Source organism: Methanospirillum hungatei, assembly GCF_019263745.1.
GTDB lineage: Archaea > Halobacteriota > Methanomicrobia > Methanomicrobiales > Methanospirillaceae > Methanospirillum > Methanospirillum purgamenti.
Genome location: NZ_CP077107.1, coordinates 1,609,721 through 1,632,494 on the forward strand (window position 1 = coordinate 1,609,721; position 22,774 = coordinate 1,632,494).

Consider the following 22,774-nt stretch of genomic DNA (forward strand, 5'->3'; position numbering starts at 1 on the left):
ACCATGACCGCTTCCCGTCCGGTTCATCTTTTCATAATTCTGGCTCTGATGCTCCTTGTAATGCCGGTTTTATCTTCACAATCAGATGATCTGATCTCTGACGGGAATGCCTTTTACAGTCAGGGTATGTACTCTGAAGCCATTGAAGCATTTGAACGGGCAATTGAACTTGATCCATCCAATGCAGCGCCATGGTACAATAAAGGAGTTTCTTTATATAAACTGGGTCAGGTAGATGAGGCAATCGCATCATATGAGGTGGCCATAGGTCTTGATCCCCGTAACTCTGATTATTGGTACAATAAAGGGAATGCTCTGTATAGCAAAAACCTGCTGAATGAAGCATATGCCGCATATGATGTCGCTATCCAGTTAGATCCATATGATGTTCAGGCCTGGATGGCAAAAGGAAATGTTCTCTCTGATCAGCAGCAGTATGAGGAAGCAATCCGTGCATATGATGCAGCAATTCAGATAGATCCTGATAATGAAGAGACCTGGTTTGCTAAAGGGAATGCTCATTATAACCAGGGGAACTTTCAGGAAGCAGTCTCTGCATATGAAATAGCCCTGCAAAAAGACAGTAAAGATAGTAAAGCATGGTATAACAAGGGAAACGCCCAGTATAATCTTGATAATCTACAGGATGCATTGAAAAGTTATGAGATGGCCCTTACATACAATCCAAAGGATGCAGTTGCATTTACCAACAAAGGGATGGCTCTGGCAGATCTTGAGAGATATGAGGACGCCATTGACGCGTATGAGGATGCATTAAGTATTGATCCGCAGGATTTGAAGGCATGGACATCACTCGGTCAGGTGTTTACGACACTCAAGCGGTATGAAGATGCAGTAAAAGCATTTCAGATGGCATTAAAGCTGAACAAAACCGACTCAACCGTCTGGAAAAGTATCGGGGATGTCCTGATGCTGGAAAAACGGTATGATGAGGCATTGGCAGCATATGAGCAGGCAATTGCACTTAATCGGAATGATTTCAGTGCCTGGGTTGGTAAGGGGAATGCCCTTTACGGATTGTCACGGAGTAAGGAAGGACTTGCAGTATTTGAGATAACCTGTACAATGAATCCGCAGTATGCACCAGCCTGGGTTGGTAAGGGGAATTGTCTTTCCGGCCTTGGAAGAATCCAGGAGGCTGACATTGCATATGAAGCAGCACTTCAGCTTGACCCTCGAAACAGCCAGGCACTTGCTGCAAAAAGTCGAAACCTGGTAACCCTTGGAGATCCGGAGACCGCCCTTACTTCACTGGAACTGGCTATCAGTGCAGATCCTACGAACATCGCACTTCAGGGGAGAATGGCCGAGATATATGAGAAACTGGGTCGGTACCAGGATGCCCTGGATGTGTGGGACTCTGAGGTACTCAACACATCTGATCCCGACCTAGTCCGGAAAGGGAAAGCAACAACCCTCGTGAGGGCCGGACGGGAATCTGAAGCTCTGGCATTGTACCATGACATTCTGGTAAAAAGACCAAATTCCGGGATGCTGTATGAGCAGTATGGTGACATCCTGGCTCTCACCGGTAACCGGGAAGGGGCAGAGGATGCCTACCGGAAAGCAATGGATATCCAGCCAAACCTTACCGGAATCCTTCTCAAGATTCAGGCACTTGAATCCATACAAAAGGAGACACCCCTGAGCATCATTCCGATTGCTGGGGCATTATGTCTCAGTATCGCGTTCTTTTTCAGGAGAAAGCAGCACTAAATCCTCATCTTTTGGGCACGAAAGATACCGGATAATAAAACGGTCCCATGAAGGAGTGATAAATGCACTCTCTCGATAATACTCATAAAAAACCGGATGAATAAGAACAGGTGAAAGAACCGCTATTCCATGAGCACCCGGTATGTGCTCATCATGCCGGGAAAAGAGAACGGTTTTATTTATGCCATCACGGACACCGGATGCAGATGCAGAGAGGTAATGCGTCTGTTTCTGGATATTATCTGCAAAAGAGTAGAGATCCATGGTTGCTTCTTCCAGTTCTCCGGTTCCGGTCAAACCAAATTGTTGTGTATTTTCAAGGGCGATCCTGATACTCAGGCATCCTTCGGTGGTTCCTGCAAGGGCATGCAGATCTTTCGCAAACTGATCCAGTTGAGCAGTCAGAAAATCTGCCATCTTAGGATCTAAGAGAGCAATTGTTTTGCCTGGTCGGGGATTTTTCATATATTCTTCAGCAAGAGTAAAGGCATATTCTTCAACCGATGCATGAGGGTGACTTGAGATATATGAGATCCATTGTTCATATGGCCAGCCTTCTGCCGGTTCTGCCTCTTCACTCGCGATTATATATGAAGCGTACGGTGAAAGACCAGAAAGCACTTCAAGGCATCCCATGAGGCAGGAGTCAAACCCGATAAGATCAATATCCCATGGTCCTGTCCCAAAGCTTTCTGAGAGTTCACCAATGGTAAGACCATCCTCGTCATGGTTCTGGTCAAATAGCATCCCGGTGTATGCCTGTCCATGTCCGATAAAAATGAGAAAAGTCCGATTTGAAGGATAGTTTTCAGAAATATATGATAAAAACAGGGAAAGCATTTGAGGGTCTCCCATGTTCGCATTCGGATAATTAATCTGATATGCACTGGTATTGCCAAGTTCACCATCCTCAAGGTCTATCCTGAGGTCGGTCAGGTTCGCTATCGTCATCCCATGCCATCCGGGTTTGTCTGCACCTCCATAAGCAGCGAGAATATCAATTGTTTCAGAGAGATTTTCAGCCCCCTTAACGACCTGCTTAAAATCATCGGTGATGAGCCCCAGCTCCTGCTCAAGAGTCCCGCCTGATGCATAGAGTGCGATGAGAATCGTACTATTTTGATCTGCTGCTGACGGAAATGCAACAAACGAAAAGAGTAAAAATAAATGGCATATGAAGAAGATGGCTTTTCTCCCTCCAATGCCTGAACTCCTGAATAAACTACCAGTTTTATTCTTCAGGTTCGTCCACTGATGTGATATTTGTCTCACTCTCCGTAAGATTTACCGCTCCATTTTCAATCTGGAACAGTTTTATTCCTGCATAATCACCAGGTTTGTTCCCATACTCTGCATAGAGTGCCTGGGCATAGGTGCCATCAGGGAGGATGTCGTAGATAAGTTTTGTATCTTCAGTAATATCCAGTGCACCAATCTCAACCCATTCTCCACCAGTTGTAGCAGTCTCATCGATCATCCAGGCATATGAATAAACCGTGTCATTGGGCTTTAATTCAAGATTTTGACGCGAAAACTGCACTACTCCATTCGGACGAAGGGTATATGGACAAGCAACGAGTTTGGTTTCTCCGGTTTGCAGATTCACATAGACATTCAGGACCGCAGAGGTATTGAGTGATCCTCGGATAAGATCAATTTCTGACGTGAACAGGAGAGATCCAGATGGGACAATGGAATCATAACTCATTCCTATCAGGGCATAATTATTGGTATCTTTCGCATCCTCCAGGTAAAACCATCGACCATCCCAATCAGGAAGAGTATATTCTCCATTTTCATCAGCTTCAAGGGGCTCATCTCCAAGAAGAATGAGATCATCTCCATCAACAGAGTAATACTCTGCATAAACTGATGCTGTATTTGAGGGATCATCTACAACAAAACTGGTTCCTGACGTGACAATCTCAGGTTTTTCTGTGTCCTGTCCTGATACTTCAAGAAGATTGAAAAAAAACGAATCCCATTCAGGAGCAATCCGTCCATCATCCCCAAGTTCCTCATAGATATCAGGGGTAATACGGCTTGGGGACATGATAGAAATCCCTCCTGATTCAGGAACAAAGTCATCATTTCGGTGATACAAGACCGTTTCATCAATAAGTGCACCAACGGTAGATACCTCATCGGCAAGGTCAGGTGTCTGATTTCCGATGACCATCAGGAACGAACTCAGATCAACCGATGTCTCTCCGCCTTCACGGTTGTCAGCACCATACTTGGCTGGTACCTGGTATGCTTTCCCAACAATCCGGTATCCGTCCAGAGACTGTGTGTATGGCATCAGGTTGGTACCAAGGTTGTCCAACGCCTCAATCAGGGCTGGGATCTTCGTAAGGTCGATAACCGAAAGCGTTTTGCCAGTGTCATCAAGACGAGTCATATAGGCGTCCACTATGATTCGACCCAGTTCCTCATACTCTATGTCAGGATTATCACCAAGGGCTTTGATCCAGGTTTCATACTCCCAGCCGGTCCCAGGTTCAGTCTCTTCAGATCCAATCATGAGTATCCCATATGGTTCCATGGCTTTGGCAACCTCAAGTGCCCCCATGAGACAGGCATCATACCCAATCAGGTCAAAAGTGCTGTTGGATGACTCAAGAGCCTCTGATATATCCGTAAGCGATAGCAGACCTTCGGTAACCTCATCTACACCAAATCCATCATATCCACTGCCATGATCCCAGAACACGAGAATCTTCCGATCAGCATGATAATTCTCTCCGGTCCATGAGAGAAAGTGTTCAAGGATTTTCCGATCGCTCATGTCAGCATCTGGATTATAATACAAGACATTCTCGGCATTACCGATTGTTCCGTCTGATGCATCATCCATCAGCTCTTTCACGGTAACATAGGTCACTCCTTCAAATCCAGGTGTTTTTGATCCCCCATACGCGAGAACAATCTGAAGATCCTCCTCACTGGTCTCCCCATACCCATCAAGGAGCTCCGCGATATTCATTGTCGCCGCCTGGTAATTGCTCTCCAGATCACCAGCTATCATATATATTACCAGGAGGTTGTGTGACAGATCCTGTGTTCTGTCATCCTGTGCCTCCTCCCCCATACCCACCGGAATAATCCAGATGAACAGGAGAAGAATAAAAATGTGTGCTACTCTCATCTTCTTTTCCGTATGTTCCTTGGTTTTTCAAATCATATGAACATGGTTTATATCATCTCCGGATGAAACACCGCCATAGCAGCACCAATAAGTGGAGCATCCCCATGTAACAGGCTTAATTTGCAGTCTGGCAGGTCAAGGTACCGGTCAGTATACAAAAGAGCCTGATCAAGCAAGTCTGGATGACTTTGGATAACAGTTCCATCCAGTATGATACAGTCAGGATCATATGCTACTATCACTGCCGAGAGTCCCCTGCCATTTATCTGAGCAAGAGCATCGAGAAATCCACTATACACGGGATCAGTTATGGAGAGTTGGAGAATGTCAGAGGCAATTGTCATTGTACAGGGAAGATTATGAGCAATGCACCATTCCTTGAAAAAAACAGGAATTCCTCTTCCTGATGCAAATCCTTCCCAATGACCAGAAAGGCCACACGTACATGGAAATGTATAGGTAGAATCAACCGGGAAGTGTCCAATCTCTCCTGCATTTCCCCCCCGACCGGTGAGAACTCTTCCATGAGTAAATACCCCGCCTCCTATTCCGGTTGAGATGGTGATATAGACGACCGTATCATATCCACTGGCTCCTCCGGCACACACCTCACCGAGTACAGCTGCCCGGCAGTCATTCCGGAATATAACCGGAAGGTGTGTTTCCTCCATGAGAGGGACAACAATAGGGACAGTGTCAAAAGGGATGTTCGGAGGGTGATCCAGGATTCCGGCCCTGATATCGAGCGGCCCTGCAGCTGCAATTCCTAGACCTGCAAGAGGTATGTCACCTGCGATATCATGAATGGCCCGGGCTATAGAAAGTGGTATGTCTCCAGCTGTTCCTGTGACCGGAGTTGGAAACCGCAACATCCGGATAATTTTTCCATCCTCCTGAACAAGTCCCACACGGGTATTGGTACCTCCGATATCTGCTGCTCCAGCTATTCGGTATTGCCTCTCCGTCATAATCTCCAAAGATGGTTTCTGCCTTTTCATGAAAAGAACCTAGTGGTATCAGGTGCCATGATAGTCAGTTCATGGAAGGGCAGCTAGCGTCACTTTTCACCGGGATTGTGGTGGTTTTCCTCATCGCAGTCCTTCTCCTTATCATTTTGTATCGTGTGAAGATCCCCTCGGTTGTGGCATTTTTAATAGCAGGTCTGATAGCAGGTCCGGCAGGTTTAGGTCTTATCACCAATGAAGAGTCGATAAGTTTCTTTGCCGAACTGGGTGTAATATTTCTGCTCTTTACAATAGGACTTGAATTTTCTGTTTCCAGGATTCTCAAAAGCAGACGCTATGTCCTCATCGGCGGCCTTACCCAGGTAATCACAACGATAATTATCTGGACTGTGCTCATGCAGGTAACCGGGATGGATATTGCTCATGCATTCTTCTGGGGTATGCTCATTTCGCTTTCATCTACCGCCATTGTAATGAAAGTCCTGGCAGACCGAATGGAGGTAGACAGTCCCCATGGCAGGGCAACCCTTGGCATCCTCATCTTCCAGGATTTGATAGTCATCCCTATGGTCATGGTTACACCGGTTCTTGCCGGAACATCAGATCCAGATGTGTCACTTGCAAAACTGGTCATCGGAAGTGTTGTCATTGTGTCGGTGGTCTACATTGCATCACGATATGTCGTTCCTGCCCTGCTTCTCCATGCTGCCAGACTTAAAAACCGTGAGATGTTCCTCTTTATTGTAATGGGAACCTGTCTCATGGTTGCATATCTGACCAGTGAATTTGGTCTTTCAATGGCACTTGGTGCTTTTCTTGCTGGAATCATCATTTCTGAGTCAGAATATAGCACCCACGCCATGTCCAGTATTCTTCCATTCAGGGATCTGTTTACCAGTTTTTTCTTCATCTCTATCGGGATGATATTTAACGTGAATTATTTCCTGAATAATCCCCTTGTTATTGCTGAACTTGTCCTCCTGGTCATTGGAGTAAAATATGCAGCAGGGACAATTGCAGCACTTCTTGCAGGACTTGCCCCTCGGGCCAGTGTGATGACAGGTATTTCTCTAGCCCAGGTTGGAGAGTTCTCTTTTGTTTTAGCAACCACGGGAACATCACTTGGTTTTTTTGCTCAGGACCAATTTCAACTGTTCCTTGATGTGTCAGTGGTAACTATGGGAGTAGCACCCATTCTGATGGGCCTGTCTGGCAGGATTGCTGCACCCCTCTCTTCACCCCTCTGTAGGATTATGCCAAATCGGGAACAAAGCCCAGATGTCCAAGAACAGGGGCCTGAGGATCATATCATCATCGTCGGGTATGGTCTGAACGGGAAAAACGTTGCACGCTCAGCCGACATTGCCGGGGTTCCGTACCGTATTATCGAGATGAATCCTGATACGGTCAGGGAAGAGAAAGCAAAAGGAAAACCGATAATGTTTGGTGATGCTGCCCAGGGAGAAGTCCTAAAAAAAGCTGGTATTTCGAAAGCACGTGTCCTGGTTATTGTCGTCAATGATCCGTTTGGAACACAGCAGGTAGTACAAACCGCCAGAATGCTAAATCCGGGTATTCATATCATCGTCAGAACCAGGTACATGGGAGAAGTCAAGACCCTTATGGAACTTGGTGCTGATGAGGTGATTCCTGAAGAATTTGAGACAGCTGTTGAGATTTTTACCCGCATTTTATATACATATCTCATTCCGACAACGGAGATAGAGCGTTTGGTACGTGAAATCCGGGCAGGTGGATATCAGATGCTCCGGAGTATCAATACCCCTGCTTATACATTTGATGATCTCCGGGTTTTGGTTCCTGACATTGAAATACGGACCATCCGGATTTCTGATGGCTCACCATACACCAAAAAAATGTTGAAAGAGACTATGATACGGAGTAATTTCCAGGTTTCAATTGTTGCCATCCGAAGGGGTCAGCAAATGACCGTCAGTCCAGGTGGAGAAGAGATACTCAATAGTGGTGACCTGGTGATGGTCCTGGGCAGACCGGATGATATCACCAAAGCCTTCTTTTCATAAGTGATTTTTTTTGTTATTCTGAATCAATAAAATTTATCGCCTGTCGGTATGCCTGTGCCCCTGAAAATCTGCGCATCTCCTGCAGATCATCAGAGATGATAATCGTCGGACGGGCATTGTCCATAACAAAGGTCAAGAGACAGTCACGGTATTCACCAATTGACACTCCTTCAGCAAGCGATGATGCCGGGGTGAAAGCAAGAATTTCCCTGGCTTCATCATTTGGATATTCCTGAAAAAAGTAAAAAAACACCTGCCAGGCATTCAGCAGATCAGATGTCAGGATAGCATCCCGGAAACGAGGCTCAAGTCCGGCAAGTCGCATTCTGGTACAGACAACATCCTCATCACAATCCTCGAGGATCTGATCAACTATTCCGGATAAAACTGAAAACGGGATGGGTTCAAAATCCATACTAAAGGTAGACCTTGTAGGAAAAAATGGGTTGGTTTTACAGAATCTGATATCCTGCGGTGACCCGTGCTGTCACTTCGACTGCTCCTGGTTCGATTGGGGTTGCAGGTGCTGCTGCAGCAAGCTGGGATGACCGGTAATCCTGGTTATAGTAGATGGGTGGCTGGTAACTTTCATCAACAGTTACCTCATGGACATCACCAAGGGATTTTCCCATGGCTGCAACAACCGTCTCTGCGTCAGTGTGTGCCTTATTGACTGCAATTGCAAGGGCTTCTTTTCGAAGTTCTGCAGTCTTCTCCTGACTTAAGGTGAACTGAAGTGAACTGACTGCGTTTGCTCCGGATACAACAGCGATGTCAATAATATCACCAACCCGGTCAATCTTTTCTGTTTCAATGGAGATAGTATTTGAAACCTGGTAAATTGTAACCCCTTCCCCATATTTTGCTTTCAGTGCATCATCAGGATAGTATACTTCAGAGATAGAGTATGATGTTGTCCCGATCTCCCTGCCGCTCAGATTCCCTTTTGAGGGATCGCGAAGGGCAGACATGACGGTGTCCATCTTTCTTGCATTCTCCTTTTGAGCTGCTTTCACATCAGGGTTTTTTGTAACCACAGTGAGTTCTATCTGAACCCGGTCTGGTGCTGCTTTGATTGTCCCACTTCCGGTCACCTGAATGAGCGGAATATCTTCTTTCGTTTCAGCAGCATAGGCTGGTGCGACAAGAGCTACGATAACCAGCACAAGAAGAGCTGATACAAGTGCGTGTGTATGCATAGTATCAAAATTGAACGCTATCCTCATACGTTTTCCGATGACTTCAACAAATGCAAAAGTCATGGAAGGAAGTACTCATGCTATTTGAGAGTAAACATGTGGGAATAGTGAGAGACGAGGATATCGACTGGACGGTATATCATATGATAACCGGTGAAAAAGGATGCACCGAAGATACGCTTCTGACCCGGACCGGATATGATAAAGAGGTCATTGCCTCATCACTGAACCGACTCAAACGATATTGCCTGATTGACTGTCGCAATGATGTCTGGTGTGCCTGCAATTTTGAGGAGATCATACTGAAAAACCAGATATCTGATCTATTGACAGACGGTCTTGAGTTATCTGGCGGGGTAATCCGGTACAGGCCGGTCGGAGAGGGAAAAAAATGATTGTTGTTTTACGGATAGGACACCGGCCCCAGCGGGATATGCGTGTCACAACACATGTCGGACTTACCGCACGAGCTCTTGGCGCGTCAGGGATGTATATTGCAGCCGATGACAAAGGGGTTGTAGAGAGTATTACTGATGTTTCGACTCGATTTGGCGGAGATTTTTTTGCTGAAGATAAAGTCGGGTGGAGTTCGTGCATCAAAAAATGGAAACAAAATGGGGGATGTGTTGTCCATTTGACCATGTTTGGTATGAATCTACCAGATGTAGAGGCAGAGATCAGGACAAAAGAGAAGATCATGGTCGTTGTTGGTGCTGAAAAGGTGCCTGGGGATATTTACCAGATGGCAGATTACAATGTTGCAGTAACAAACCAACCCCATTCAGAGATTGCAGGCCTTGCGGTATTTCTGGATCATATCGCTCCAAACGCACTTCACCGGGAATTTCCAGGGGCAAAGGTCAGGGTGTATCCAAATCCATGTGGAAAAACGGTGGAAGAACTCTGAAACGAATTCTGATAGCCGGGTTTTCTACCAGGCATGTTGCTCTCTCTGCACATCGGGCAGGGTATGAGGTATATGCAATAGACCATTTTTGTGATGTGGATCTCAGGAAAATTGCAGTATCATTTCGTCAATTCGAGGAACTTTCAGAAATTCCGGGGTTCATCGAAGAGATGTGCAGAATCTATAAAATTGATGCGATCATTCCAACATCCGGAGCAGAAACACTCCGGAACCTGCCTGTTTCGGTTCTTGGAACAGATCATGGAACCGCTGGACAGTTCCTTGACAAGGGATTTGTTCAGTCGTGGTTTGAAAGACTCAATATCCCGGTTCCACCATTAGCAAGTCCCGGGGAGTTTCCAGCCATGCTCAAACCTCTTCGTGGTTCTGGTGGTTGGCGCAATACAGTTGTGCATTCAGAAGAAGAGATTGCATCCTGGAAAGAAAATTTTCCAGATGAACCATTTCTTTTACAAAAAATTGTGGAGGGAATTCCAGCATCGGTCTGTTGTGTAGCCGGATGTGGGAAGGCATGTGCTATTGCAGTAAATCGTCAGATCATGCGTGGTTCAGGAGCATATCAATTTGGTTTTTCCGGATCCCTGACTCCCTTTGATCATCCCATGCAGGAAGAGATGATCAGGTATGCTGAACTGGCTGCAGCCTTATCTGGTTGTCTTGGAGTGTTGGGTATCGATTTTATGGTCAATGATTCAGCCATATATGCAATTGAATTAAACCCAAGATTTGTTGCTACCCTTGACACAATTGAGTCAGCCACCGGAGTAAATCTGGTACAGCTCCATATTGATGCCTGCCAGGGAATTATACCAGACAAGCGTCCGGTTCCGTTCAGATATGCAATGCGTCGGATATTGTTTGCTGACCGGCCATGTGAAGTATGCGAAGATCTCAGTCATCTGATTCCTCATGTTGCAGATATCCCGGTTCCTCCTGCTAGTTTCGAGGAAGGCGGGGCGGTTATCAGCGTGTATGGAAATGGTCCGGATGTGACCTCTGCAGAGTTAGCTCTGGATACTACTATCAGGTTAGTAACGCAATATATACGGTGATGGTTTCCTACGAGGAAATGCTGGCCGACAAGGCTATTTTTGCATACCTTCACCGGATGATCGGGGATGAAGGAATTGAACTCATCCGGCGGTTTCCGACCGATAAGGAATACAGTGATGAAGAATTAGCCGAGGTTACCCAGATTAACCTTAACTCTGTCAGGAATACACTGTATACCTTATATGAGCACCGACTGGCGAAATATCGCAGAATAAAAAATAACGAGACCGGATGGCTGACATATCTCTGGCAACTTGAACTTGAGAATATGTACGATTCAGTATCGAAGGATCTTGAAATCATAGTTGAAAAACTCCGGAAGCGGTTTAAATATGAGAATGAGAATGCGTTTTACTGTTGTAAAAATTGTGGGAATACAGTAACCTTCTCAGATGCAATGGACACTCAATTTGTTTGTCAGAACTGCGAGGATCAATTGATCCATTTTGATAACGAACCGCTCGTGAATGCCCTTCAGCGTCGTATTGCACGGATTGAAGAGAATCTCGGTCATGTGTAGTCCGGGAGACGAACTCATCCCTTTTCTAACACAGGTAGGATGTGATGATGGAGTCATCGCCCACTGCCGTGTAGTTCGTGATGTCGCTGTCCGAATTGCGAATGGAATTGAAAAAGCAGGGACTCAGGTTGACATAGATCTTGTTGCTGCCGGAGCAATTATCCATGATATCGGAAGATCACAGACACATGGAATGGACCACGCAGATGTCGGTGGTTGTATCTGCAGGTCTCTTGGTTTTGATGAACAAATCTGCCTGATCGTGGAGCGTCATATCGGGGCTGGACTTCGTGCTGCCGAGCGGGAAGGATTTGGACTTCTACCTGTAGATCGGATACCTGAAACTCTTGAAGAAAAAATAGTTGCACATGCAGATAATCTGGTAAAAGGGACCAGAGTACTAAATCAGCAGGAGTTTGAATCTGCATTGGACCGGTTTGATAGGCAGGTAAAAGAACGGTTTCTTGCTCTTGCACATGAATTAAATCAGTTATTAGAAAAGACTGATTCCTAAATCAGAATTAGAATATTAGTTTTTTTACCACCGGGAGATCACGTATTTCATCGATGACTCCGGCCGGCATCTTTCCTTCTGCGATGATTACCAGGCGCGGTTCTTCTGAAAGGTGAGGATCGGTCACAAAGACCTGACGAAGACCGATATTGTGATCTGAAAGTATGTGGATACAGGCGTCTACAATGCCTGGTTTACTCGCATCCTGGGGGATGATTGTGATAACAGATAGAGAAAGATTTTCGGCAATTACCGAAAGATCTGGTGTGGCCCGCATATTTATGAAGATATCTTTGAAGGGTGATATGAGAATGCGCCTTGCGGTTGCTTCAACAACTCTCCGGTCGACATGGAGTTTTGCGGCTACCTGCGTTGCTGCAATAGCAATTGTATTACAGGAAATTTTTCCCTCTTCATTTACACCAAATCCGTTTTCCAGAAGAAACCGAACCACACGGGTTTGTGAGGGAGAATCTTCAAACCACCCAAGAATTGCAGACCACATACATCAATTTCTGTTTCTCATTGGTTATAGGCAGTAGCTATTCTTCGGAGGATAAATAGATAAGTTCTTTACGTAGGACATCGACCTTATTCAGGCACAGGGACACGATGTTCCAGTAAGAATGGAATGTCATGAATCTGAAAGCACATTATTGTTCATTGAGCGAGGGTATCCGAGCCAGGTCAAAGGAGCAAGGTTGAGGGCCTTGTCGCGAAGGCGTTCGAGCGTTCAAATCGCTTCCCTCGCATACTTCTTAAAAAATTTAATAGATTAGCAAATTTGCTCTTTTAACGTCACTTATCTCCAGTTCTCACAACATCTACAACCATTGATAAAAAATTATTCTCAAAGGTGGCAGACAGAGAGAAAATGATCTGTTCATTATTATAATCCACAACATGATGGATACTATCTGAGCAAAAAATCAAATGATCACCTATTAAATCGATACAACTCATTGTAATTTTTATCAAGCTTTGCCAGAAAGCTCTCAATAAAATAAAATGAGGAAAGGAAGGGATTTACTATTGATAAAAAACCCTCTTATGAACTAAGTTATACAGTAGACGAAATCCCTCCACTGGTTCCTTGCTTCATGCTCGGATTACAGCATGCACTTCTCATCGCCACGTCATTTATTTTTCCTCTGATTCTCATCAAATCTACAGGAATGGGGAATGCTGAAGCTGCTTTTTTTATCTCTATGACCATCTTTGCCGTCGGTATCGGGACAATTCTCCTGTCTTTAAAAGGACAGTATATTGGAACTGGGTTTTTATGCCCGTCATTTGCAGCGTTATTTTTCATCCCTCCATCTACTGCTGCATATACTCTCGGGGGTCTTGGACTCATGTCAGCGATGACTGCAGTAAGCGGTGTGTTTCAGGTTGCATTGTCAAGGATCATCAAAAGACTCCGGTTTCTGTTTCCCCCGGAAGTTACCGGATTAGTCATCATTATGGCAGGAATATCGGCCATTCCATTTTCTATTCAGAGTTTTCTGGGTATGGAAAGCCAAAAAAGTGTATTCCTGTATGAAAACCTTGTCATAGCAACAGTAACCCTCGGGGTGATTGTTATTGTCAGTATATGGGGAAAGGGTTCCATGAAACTATATCCTGCCTTTATTGGAATTCTTGCAGGATATTTTACCGCTTTTTTCCTCGGACAGATACCAATCTCACTAATATATACCTCTATTTCATTCCCTTTGGTAGCAATACCAAAGCCTGCATTTCTCTCCTGGAGTTTTGAATCCTCATTACTATTCCCCTTCCTTATTGCAGGTCTGGCAGGAATTTTTAAAACCATTGGCAATCTGACATCATGTCAGAAGATCAATGATGCAAAATGGACCAGATCCGATATGCAAAATTATAGCAGAGGGACGTTAACAGACGGATTGATCAACATTCTCTGTGGATCGTTAAGTGGTCTTGGTCAAAGTACGTCATCTGGAAATATCGGTCTGTCGCTTGCGACTGGTGCAACAAGTCGGAGAATCGGATTTTTTGCCGGAGCCATCTTATTAGCAATGGCCATTTTTCCACCAGTTTCCTTTTTTTTCATGATTATGCCACTTCCGGTTATCGGAGCTGCTCTTATCTATTCCATTTGTTACATGGTAATGACAGGAATAGAAGTGATGATGACCAGGCTTATGGATACAAGGCGGTTTTTTACCATTGGTATATCACTTGTATTTGGCCTGGGTGCCAGCACTTTTAGCAATGTTGCTCTCCCCACAGATTACACATGGCTTGCAACAATTCTCACATCACCCCTAACGCTCTCCACCATCATCGCACTACTCCTGACCCTAATATTTAGAATTGGCATAAAACAGACAGAGAATATTGAGATAAGAGATGATGTTCAAAACCTTGGGGACACCGTTTTTTCTTTTATCGACTCGAATGCCAGAAAATGGGGAGCGCGTCGAGATGTTGCATTAAAGGCTGGAACCGCCCTCTTTGAATTTTTAGAGAGTGGACTTGTGAATGGGGTGTTCCGTGATAATCCAAAAGTCCGTCTCTCATTTGATGAATACAACCTGGATATAATGATTGATTACCAGGGTGAAATGGTATCAATTCCACAGACGATGCCCTCTCCAGAAGATTTCATTAATAAGCCAGATTCTTTTTTCAAGATGTCACTTGCTCTGGTAAAAATGCATTCAGATGCATTCTCCCTTTCAAAAACTGAATCCACAAACCGGGCTCATATTCACTTTGAACATTAATTTTTTTGATTTAAACACAAAGGCTCGATATATGTAAACCTTCTTATTGTGTAAAATGGAGATAAAACCCGGTTGTTTTCTAAAAATTATCTCCCTTTTTATCGTGCTACAATTTGTCATTACTTCGTCCAACGATATATCCATATAGTATTGTACTAGTACAATATTGTATGAGTTCGATCTCGAACATGGAGACAGCCCTTCTGGGGCTTCTCTCTGAAAGACCGATGTATCCGTATGAGATTGAAAAGAACGTATGGGAACATGACATGCGGTACTGGACCGAGATCTCACTCTCATCCATCTACAAGGTTCTGGAAAAACTCGAGAAGAAACTGCTCGTTGACGTAAACCTGACCGTCACCGATACCAACAAGGTCAAGAAGATCTACTCCATCACCGAGAAAGGAAAAAAGGAACTCAAAGAGAGGATCGTTGAGATCATGTCTGAACTGGAGATCAGCATCCACCAGATTGATCTCGCCCTTGCAAATCTGCACCTTCTGACCACAGAAGAGGTGAACGAAGTCCTTGGCAAATACCTGAAGTCCATTGATGAGCGTATCACCTGTTACAAGGAATTGGAACAGTATCTTCAGGATCATGAATGTGCGGTGGGGAACCTTGCTTTGTCAAAGAGGAGGCAGTTTCTGATGAAGGCTGAGCGGGAATGGGTTATCAGTTTCCTTGATGAATTTAATGCACATGCAGGAGGGGAAGGACATGAGTGAGTCGATAGAACTCTCCGGTGTAAGAGTCCATAACCTGAAGAATGTCTCGGTTTCAATTCCAAAGAACCAGATTGTGGTCTTTACCGGTGTGTCCGGAAGTGGAAAATCCTCTCTTGTGTTTGATACCATCGGCCTTGAGGCACGGCGGCAGCTTATTGAGACGTTCAGCACTTTTGAACGCTCCATGCTCCCAAAGATTACCCGGCCTGACGTAGATGAGATTGTGAACCTCTCGCCAGTTATCGTCATAGATCAGAAAAGACCTGGTCAGACGCTCCGGTCCACTGTCGGGACCATGACTGAACTCTATACATACCTTCGTCTCCTCTACTCCCGGTGTGGAGATCCGTTCATCGGGGGATCGAATCTCTTCTCGTTCAACAATGCGGAAGGAATGTGCCCGGAATGCAGCGGTCTTGGACAACTGATGGTCATCGATGAGAATAAGGTGTTTGATTTCTCAAAAAGCGTTGCAGAGGGAGCCGTTCTCCATCCCCAGTACAAGAAAGGCGGGTATTACTGGTCATCTCTGATGAAATCAGAACTCTTTGATCCTCACTGTCCGGTGGGAGAACTCTCCGAAAAGGAACGGTATAACCTGATGCATCATCCCCAGACTACTATCCTGGGAGAGCGGTTTGGGGAGAAGTACCAGGCACAATATGAAGGTGTGCTGAGCAGACTGAAAAAGACCTATATCAACAAGGAGGAGAATTCTGATGCATATACCCAGTTCTTCAGGTACGAAACCTGTCACTCCTGTCATGGATCACGGTTGAATGAACAGGCACGTACGGTCATAGTTGCGGGAAGAACAATTCCTGACCTTATCCACCTGGAGATGCCTGCTCTCCTCGCCTGGCTTGATACCCTTGATCATCCCCATGCAACACCGATTGCCCGGAAGATGGGACTTATCATCCAGTATCTGATAGATATCGGAGTCGGATACCTTACCCTTCATCGCCCGGTTGCAACCCTCTCCGGTGGTGAGGCACAGCGGGTTAAGATTGCTAAACAACTTGACTGCACATTGGTAAACCTTGTTTATATCCTTGATGAGCCAAGTATCGGACTTCATCCCCGTGATATCCGGAATCTGACCCGGATTTTAACCGAACTTCGGGACCGGAAGAATACGATCCTTGTCGTGGAGCATGACCCCGAGGTGATCCTCTCCTCTGACCACCTGGTCGATATCGGACCCGGAGCAGGAATACACGGGGGTCAGATTACGTATAGCGGACCTGTCAGCGGGATTCATACGTCAGGAACCAAAACGGCGGATTACCTAAACCATCGGGCTGAAATGGCATCCGTTAGAAGGCAGGCAAAAGGTGAATTCAGAATCGAGAATGCAATCCTTCACAACCTGAAAAATGTCTCGATCTCCATCCCGAAAGGGGTTCTGGTCTGTGTGACCGGGGTTGCCGGGAGTGGGAAGAGTTCTCTTATTCACGGAGTATTCTGCAAGGAGCACACTGATGCAGTCGTCATTGATCAGTCAGCAATCGGACGGAGTTCACGGTCAAATCCGGTGACATACCTTGGAATCTTTGACCTTATCAGAAAGGAGTTTGCACGGGCAACCGGCACCGAACCATCCCTCTTTAGCTTCAATTCGAAAGGGGCGTGCCCGAAATGCAAGGGGCTTGGTATCCTTAAGATGGATATGCATTTCCTTGATGATGTCGCGATGGTCTGTGATGAGTGTAACGGGCTTCGGTATCGTCCTGATGTGCTTGCTCTCCGTTATAAGGGAAAAACAATATCAGATATTCTGAACGAAACCGTAGGGGAAGCAATTGATTTCTTTGAAACACCGGAGATCAGGAGAAAATTAGAGGTCCTTAAACTGGTTGGTCTTGATTATCTCAGGCTGGGTCAGTCACTTAGTTCGCTCTCCGGTGGCGAGGCACAGCGGTTAAAACTTGCAACCGAGCTCCATAAGAAGGGTAATATCTACGTGATGGATGAACCCACAACCGGGCTTCATATGGCTGATACCGAGCGGCTGCTTGGGATCATTCACGGACTTGTTGATGCCGGGAATTCGGTCATCGTGATAGAACATAACCTGGATGTGATCTGCCAGGCTGACTATATCATCGATATGGGTCCGGAAGGAGGAAGCAGCGGAGGAGAGATCGTCGCTACCGGCACTCCGGAAGAGATCATGGCGAATACAGCATCGGTAACCGGACGGTTCCTGAGCGAGATTTTTGGCACGAATCAGGTGCAGAATTGCAGGATAAAGGTGGCTCATGAGTAATTCAGTCATACTGGATGTATCCAATTTTTCATTTGCGTATGGTGATGTACAGGCGGTAAAAGATGTCTCATTCACGGTGAAGAGGGGGGAATTCTTCTCGTTTCTCGGGCCGAACGGAGCCGGAAAGACGACGGTCATAAACACCCTTATCACGCTCCTCCCGATGCAGGAAGGGACGGTCACCGTCGCAGGATATGATCTCCGGGCAGACCGTGTTAAAGTCAGGGAGTCAATCGGGATAGTATTTCAGCAGATAACCCTTGACAAGGACATGACGGTCAGGGAAACCCTTGACTTTCACGGGGATATCTATGGGATGGACCGGGATAATAAACTGCAGCGAATTTCAGAGCTTCTGGCCTTAGTGGAGCTTGAGGAGAAGGCGGATGTACTGGTCAATAACCTGTCCGGCGGAATGAAACGCAGACTTGAGATAGCTCGTGGTCTGATGACACGTCCGCAGATTCTCTTCCTTGATGAACCGACCATCGGGCTTGATCCACAAACAAGACAGAAGACCTGGGAGTATCTCAGAATGGTAAACCAGGAAGGAACCACCATCTTCATGACGACCCATTATATGGATGAGGCAGATATCCTCTCCGATTCGATTGCCCTCATTGATCATGGAGAGATCATTAAGAGGGGAACACCGGATGAGCTCAAATCAGGCCTTGGAAAAGATATCATCTATCTTGAAACCAGTGATAACAATGCAGCATCTGCCCTGATTCGAGAAATCCCCGGAATCAGCGGGATTCAACCCTGCGATGGGAAGCTGCTGATATTCTCCGGAAACGACGGGGCACAGGTACTTCCTGGCATCATAAGAGCTGCTGATGAACAGGGAATCATGGTGAGATCAGTCAGTCTGAAAAAACCCACGATGGATGATGTCTTCATGCACTACACCGGAACGGAGATCCGGGACTGAGGTGATTCTCTATGGTTTCAGGATTTATTGCGGTATTCAAACGAGACTTTCGCCGGTATGTCAGATTCAAAGATCAACTCTTCACCTCAATGCTTCATCCTATCCTCTGGCTTGCACTCTTCGGTCTTGGGATGGCAGGAAATTTTGAACGAATTCTGGGTGGTGGTTCAACGCCGGCAGGGATGATCTCCTATGATTACCTGACCTTCATGTGTCCGGGGATGATTGCAGCAACCATCCTCTTTGCAAACCTGTACGGGGGATTCTCAGTGCTCTTTGATAAGAACTGGGGAATCTTAAGAGAGATCATGGCAAGCCCGATGCCAAGGCGTGATCTGATTATCGGGATATCCCTCTCATCAGTTACAAAGTCACTGATTCAGACGGTAATCATCATCGTCTTCGGGATAGTCCTTGGTGTCACGTTCTTCTCCGGAGAGAACTTTGGTGGAGTGCTCATCTCACTCATCGGCATGGTCCTCTTTGTTGCTGTCTTTTCAGCAGCGGTGCTCTGTGTCTCACTTTACGTTGCGTTTAAAACATCATCACCGGAAGGGTACCAGGGAGTCACGACGGTTCTCTCTATGCCGGTCTTCTTTGCGTCTAATGCCCTCTATCCATCGGCAGGACTTCCCCCCGTTCTGCAGGAGATTGCTCTCATAAATCCACTGACCCACCTCTCAAACGGACTCCGATACTTCTCAATGGGCGATCATTTCAGTGCTCTTGGGCTGGAATTCATCTTTAGCAGTACTGAGATCCTGATATCGTTCGTCTACCTCCTGGTCTTTGCACTGGTGACGTTCTATTTCGCTCTCCGGGCAGTTGAGCAGTCGGTTATTACCTGAACCCATTTTTCGAACTTCCACGATCTCCTGGATATTGCGATGAGGACTTGACAGAAAAAACAGCAGAATGGATGAAAATATCAAATCCTTGGAAGATATGATGAAAGAATTGGGGATCGATGAATGAATCCCCGGTATTATTCAATCAAATTAACTCCAGCAATCGGAAGAGATTTTAATAATTTTTAGACATAATTTTAACTTAAAGACGTTCAATACAAGCACAGATTGCTGGCACAGGTGGAGCGACTTTACTCAGGAATTCAACTATTTGAATATCTTTAATACGCCATCCTTTTTCAACCGTAAAACAGGTTTGTAATTCATCAAGAGAAACTTGGCGGGGCACATTCGGAATAGGAAATTCGATTGCAAACTCATGTAAATAATAACAACCATGTGGTTTCAAGATAGAGGCAACTTCATCAATTAATTGCTCACATTGGTCTGGATTGAATAAATGATAAAAACCGGAATCAAAAACCGCTCCGAATTTTTCTTGAAGTAAGGAGGGCTTTCGAGCGTCAGCCACTTGAAACCTTAAATTTAGAGCAGTCTCATGGGGAAGAGTGGCAACTTTATCCTGAGCGATCCTGATAGCAGATTCCACAAAATCAATCCCAGTTACCTGATTCCCTAACTTTGATAAGTAAATAGCAAGGTCGCCTGAACCACAACCAAGATCTAATATAGGATTTTTAGGTGGATATTTTTCAATAAGAGCAGCCATAGCAGGCTGTGGTACACCAATATCCCATGGTGCAAAATTCTGGTACACAGAATTGAAAAAATTGAGTGGGTCAGATCCAAATCTACTCACAATAAATCTCCAAATTTATATATATTGATGAACGAAAGTTCAGAGTAAGGCTCAAACAATCTGCCTCCATCCCACAAGGGTGTAGAGACACTCGTTCACCCGTCAATGAACTCTGTGATAAGAGGGGCATCTTAATTGATGATCCGATTATATGCGAAAAATGCATCTAACGAGTGTTGTCATATATCGATTTGATACTTAAAATACATCGTCAAGATGCTACCAATTCATAGTATAATTGCTATAATGGATAATACAATAACTAGATTGAAGGATATCCCAAAAACAATTCAACCATAATTGGAAAATAAATTGTCAAAATGCCTCAGCCCGGATTTGAACCGGGGACAACCAGATCTTCAGTCTGGCGCTCTCCCAGTCTGAGCTACTGAGGCGCGACTATACAGATAACACCCATAGATAATTAATACTTTCTATTTGGATCGAACTTCAAATCCCTTTTTAAGAATTAATGAAAGGCATATACCACGTTTATTAAGGCATCTGAGGACTGACATTATCCCGATGTTTTTCAGGAGACGGAGTGCGAAACCAGATATTCCCAAAATTCAGGCAGATATCGCTCTCCGGACAGCAAAAATAGTTCATCTTACCCACAACGATTTTGACGCTGTTGGCACAGATGCTGTTCACAGAATCCGGTTCAAGAATGAGGGAGTCTATACCATTTTTAGTTCGGTTGGAAAGTTCCCTCTGTATCTGGACATACTATCACAGGTCGCTGGAAATGGAGATACCCTTTCAATAAGTGATCTCTCTTATCGCCGGGGTATAGAGCAGCACCTTCGAAAGTTGAAACAAAAAGGGTGGCGAATCGAATGGCGGGACCATCACCGCTGGCACGAAGATGAGATCGGATTAGTAAAGAGCATTGTTGATCTGCTACACATAGATACCGGACGATGTGCATGCGGCATATGTGCAAGTGACCTAACCCCCGATGATGTTATCACCCAGGAGATTGGTCTTGTAGTGTGCGACTATGATCTCTGGAAACACCAGGACCCACGTTCAGGGGTACTTGGACTTGTTCTGCAACGACATGAAAACCGGGAACATGTCAGGGACATGCTCATGCTCGGAGTTTTTGATGATAAAAAAATCCGAAGTGAATATGAAGACATCATGAGGGAGATGAACCGGGTCATGGAGCGAACCAAGCGGGCATCCAGCATGCTTGGAAAAAAGTACCGAACCATCGTTACCCCCATGTATGGGTACCCCAGTGAAACCGCAGCATATCTTCGAAAACAACTGAATTCAGACATTGAAGTACTCGTCTCCCAGTCAGGAAAATTTTCAATACGATCTGTCCCACCAATCAGTCATAAAATTGCCAGAGAGTTTGGTGGAGGTGGTCATCCCAACGCTGCCGGAGGTTTTTTCAACTTTACCTTCAAAGACAAAGTCCTTCTCCGATTTTTGAAAAGGAACCGTTGGTTTGATAAAATAGCAAATTACGCTGATACTATACAGAAATAATTGCAGAGTCCTGTACTTTTTTCCAATACTTTTCTTCTGATCCCTGGCAATACCCGGCAACAACCAGGTGATCCGGATCTACATATTCTAACACACTTAAAAGAGCCGGAGCCGTTGCATCTAACAACATTACTCTTCGGATCTGGAACTGATCGATGAGTTCACCAAGAAAAGAGATCTTCTCTGTAGGAAGGATGAGATCAGATGTGTGTTCTAGAAGATCACCGAGGATTTCAAGGGTAGGATTACGGAGAAAGTAAAGGGATCTTGGACTGGAGAGAAGTTCTAATTCAAGCTGTGTCGGACTTTCAAGATGAATAATATGACTAAAAATACGATTATCCCGTAGTGTGCGAAGTATTTGACGAAAGCCATGATACATTTCGGCAAATGAATCTTCATCATCTTGAGACGGGCAGGTGGACAGAACTGAAGGACTTTCATGCACCGACCAGATACCCCCACTTTTGCTGGTAATCAGTGAATAATCATACACCAGATCATCTACGTGGATGAGAGGTCCTTGTTCTGCATCCCATTTCAGCCCTTCTTCCATTCTTTGCCGCATATATCCACCGCCAACACCAATCGTATGAATATCCGCTGATTTTTGATCTGAATAGGAACGAAGCATCTGAAATGTAACAAGGTCTGCCTCATATCCCCGATATAAAGCGATGAACTCCTTCAGGGTGGTGATATCCGGGATATCAGGTTCTGATCCAAGTGATTGTGTTTTTAATTCCAGTTTTTTTTTCATTCCAGTTCTGACTCCATAGGTTCCCTGCCTGCGCAAGAACCGGTCAC

The 22,774-nt window shown here is 45.3% G+C and carries 21 protein-coding genes and 2 tRNA genes; 14 read left to right on the forward strand and 9 right to left on the reverse strand.

The genetic code is table 11. The features are described 5' to 3' along the window. The first annotated feature begins 3 nt into the window (after positions 1-3). On the forward strand, positions 4-1,737 hold the full coding sequence (locus tag KSK55_RS07575) for a tetratricopeptide repeat protein (protein WP_218608778.1): 1,734 nt from the start codon (positions 4-6) through the stop codon (positions 1,735-1,737). On the opposite strand, the gene KSK55_RS07580 is transcribed toward KSK55_RS07575, so the two are convergent. The 3 genes from KSK55_RS07580 to KSK55_RS07590 are packed head-to-tail and all read right to left on the reverse strand — an operon-like array spanning position 1,693 to position 5,853. Continuing rightward, a complete protein-coding gene (locus KSK55_RS07580; protein ID WP_218608779.1) occupies positions 1,693-3,009 on the reverse strand; it encodes a clostripain-related cysteine peptidase in 1,317 nt (438 codons plus the stop codon). The two genes, KSK55_RS07575 and KSK55_RS07580, sit on opposite strands and share 45 nt — an antisense overlap. After that, the gene (locus KSK55_RS07585; protein ID WP_218608780.1) at positions 2,969-4,885 is read right to left on the reverse strand and encodes a clostripain-related cysteine peptidase; all 1,917 of its coding nucleotides are present in this window, start codon (positions 4,883-4,885) and stop codon (positions 2,969-2,971) included. The genes KSK55_RS07580 and KSK55_RS07585 overlap by 41 nt, the downstream gene beginning before the upstream one ends. A 47-nt stretch (positions 4,886-4,932) precedes the next feature. Next, positions 4,933-5,853: an ROK family protein gene (locus KSK55_RS07590; protein ID WP_214420283.1), complete on the reverse strand. Its 921-nt coding sequence runs from the start codon at positions 5,851-5,853 to the stop codon at positions 4,933-4,935. A 71-nt stretch (positions 5,854-5,924) separates the two neighbouring features. On the opposite strand from KSK55_RS07590, the gene KSK55_RS07595 reads away from it, so the two are divergent. Next, positions 5,925-7,895 (forward strand): monovalent cation:proton antiporter family protein, encoded by a 1,971-nt coding sequence (locus KSK55_RS07595; protein ID WP_218608781.1) that lies wholly within the window; start codon positions 5,925-5,927, stop codon positions 7,893-7,895. Between the two features lie 13 nt (positions 7,896-7,908). Here the strand turns inward: KSK55_RS07595 and KSK55_RS07600 are convergent, their stop codons facing one another. Further along, positions 7,909-8,310, reverse strand: a complete 402-nt coding sequence (locus KSK55_RS07600; RefSeq protein ID WP_214420281.1) for a hypothetical protein — start codon at positions 8,308-8,310, stop codon at positions 7,909-7,911. Between the two features lie 37 nt (positions 8,311-8,347). Then, complete coding sequence (locus KSK55_RS07605) at positions 8,348-9,157, reverse strand: SIMPL domain-containing protein (protein WP_218608782.1); 810 nt, start codon at positions 9,155-9,157, stop codon at positions 8,348-8,350. A 14-nt stretch (positions 9,158-9,171) separates the two neighbouring features. On the opposite strand from KSK55_RS07605, the gene KSK55_RS07610 reads away from it, so the two are divergent. Genes KSK55_RS07610 through KSK55_RS07630 form a run of 5 tightly spaced genes read left to right on the forward strand, consistent with a single transcriptional unit; the run spans position 9,172 to position 12,109 of the window. Beyond that, entirely contained in the window at positions 9,172-9,489 is a 318-nt protein-coding gene (locus KSK55_RS07610; protein ID WP_218608783.1) for a hypothetical protein, read from the forward strand. After that, positions 9,486-10,001 (forward strand): tRNA (cytidine(56)-2'-O)-methyltransferase, encoded by a 516-nt coding sequence (locus KSK55_RS07615; protein WP_214420278.1) that lies wholly within the window; start codon positions 9,486-9,488, stop codon positions 9,999-10,001. The genes KSK55_RS07610 and KSK55_RS07615 overlap by 4 nt, the downstream gene beginning before the upstream one ends. Continuing rightward, positions 9,974-11,074 (forward strand): ATP-grasp domain-containing protein, encoded by a 1,101-nt coding sequence (locus tag KSK55_RS07620; protein WP_218608784.1) that lies wholly within the window; start codon positions 9,974-9,976, stop codon positions 11,072-11,074. Before KSK55_RS07615 ends, KSK55_RS07620 begins: the two co-directional genes overlap by 28 nt. Next, complete coding sequence (locus tag KSK55_RS07625; protein WP_214420276.1) at positions 11,074-11,595, forward strand: transcription factor; 522 nt, start codon at positions 11,074-11,076, stop codon at positions 11,593-11,595. Before KSK55_RS07620 ends, KSK55_RS07625 begins: the two co-directional genes overlap by 1 nt. Then, positions 11,588-12,109 carry an HDIG domain-containing metalloprotein gene (locus tag KSK55_RS07630; RefSeq protein ID WP_214420275.1) on the forward strand — a complete coding sequence of 174 codons (522 nt, stop codon included), beginning with the start codon at positions 11,588-11,590 and terminating at the stop codon, positions 12,107-12,109. Before KSK55_RS07625 ends, KSK55_RS07630 begins: the two co-directional genes overlap by 8 nt. Before the next feature lie 7 nt (positions 12,110-12,116). Here KSK55_RS07630 and KSK55_RS07635 read toward each other — a convergent pair whose 3' ends face one another. Next, positions 12,117-12,614: a regulator of amino acid metabolism, contains ACT domain protein gene (locus KSK55_RS07635; protein WP_214420274.1), complete on the reverse strand. Its 498-nt coding sequence runs from the start codon at positions 12,612-12,614 to the stop codon at positions 12,117-12,119. 162 nt (positions 12,615-12,776) lie between these two features. On the opposite strand from KSK55_RS07635, the gene KSK55_RS07640 reads away from it, so the two are divergent. From KSK55_RS07640 to KSK55_RS07665, 6 genes are all read left to right on the forward strand, one after another. Further along, a tRNA-Leu gene (locus KSK55_RS07640) sits at positions 12,777-12,861 on the forward strand. A gap of 348 nt (positions 12,862-13,209) precedes the next feature. After that, positions 13,210-14,859, forward strand: a complete 1,650-nt coding sequence (locus KSK55_RS07645) for a uracil-xanthine permease family protein (protein WP_214420273.1) — start codon at positions 13,210-13,212, stop codon at positions 14,857-14,859. A gap of 170 nt (positions 14,860-15,029) precedes the next feature. Continuing rightward, complete coding sequence (locus tag KSK55_RS07650) at positions 15,030-15,590, forward strand: PadR family transcriptional regulator (protein WP_214420272.1); 561 nt, start codon at positions 15,030-15,032, stop codon at positions 15,588-15,590. Beyond that, positions 15,583-17,862, forward strand: a complete 2,280-nt coding sequence (locus KSK55_RS07655) for an ATP-binding cassette domain-containing protein (RefSeq protein WP_218608785.1) — start codon at positions 15,583-15,585, stop codon at positions 17,860-17,862. The genes KSK55_RS07650 and KSK55_RS07655 overlap by 8 nt, the downstream gene beginning before the upstream one ends. After that, on the forward strand, positions 17,855-18,796 hold the full coding sequence (locus KSK55_RS07660; protein WP_218608786.1) for an ATP-binding cassette domain-containing protein: 942 nt from the start codon (positions 17,855-17,857) through the stop codon (positions 18,794-18,796). The genes KSK55_RS07655 and KSK55_RS07660 overlap by 8 nt, the downstream gene beginning before the upstream one ends. Positions 18,797-18,807: 11 nt before the next feature. Beyond that, positions 18,808-19,644, forward strand: coding sequence for an ABC transporter permease (locus tag KSK55_RS07665; protein WP_218608787.1), 837 nt, complete (start codon positions 18,808-18,810; stop codon positions 19,642-19,644). Positions 19,645-19,846: 202 nt separating this feature from the next. On the opposite strand, the gene KSK55_RS07670 is transcribed toward KSK55_RS07665, so the two are convergent. Both KSK55_RS07670 and KSK55_RS07675 read right to left on the reverse strand, forming a co-directional pair. Further along, positions 19,847-20,464 (reverse strand): class I SAM-dependent methyltransferase, encoded by a 618-nt coding sequence (locus KSK55_RS07670; RefSeq protein WP_218608788.1) that lies wholly within the window; start codon positions 20,462-20,464, stop codon positions 19,847-19,849. Between the two features lie 321 nt (positions 20,465-20,785). Further along, positions 20,786-20,859: transfer RNA gene (locus tag KSK55_RS07675), tRNA-Phe, on the reverse strand. A gap of 130 nt (positions 20,860-20,989) precedes the next feature. Here KSK55_RS07675 and KSK55_RS07680 point away from each other — a divergent pair. Further along, complete coding sequence (locus tag KSK55_RS07680; protein WP_218608789.1) at positions 20,990-21,967, forward strand: DHH family phosphoesterase; 978 nt, start codon at positions 20,990-20,992, stop codon at positions 21,965-21,967. Here the strand turns inward: KSK55_RS07680 and KSK55_RS07685 are convergent. Next, positions 21,954-22,727, reverse strand: coding sequence for a hypothetical protein (locus KSK55_RS07685; protein WP_218608790.1), 774 nt, complete (start codon positions 22,725-22,727; stop codon positions 21,954-21,956). The genes KSK55_RS07680 and KSK55_RS07685 overlap by 14 nt on opposite strands. Positions 22,728-22,774 lie beyond the last annotated feature (47 nt).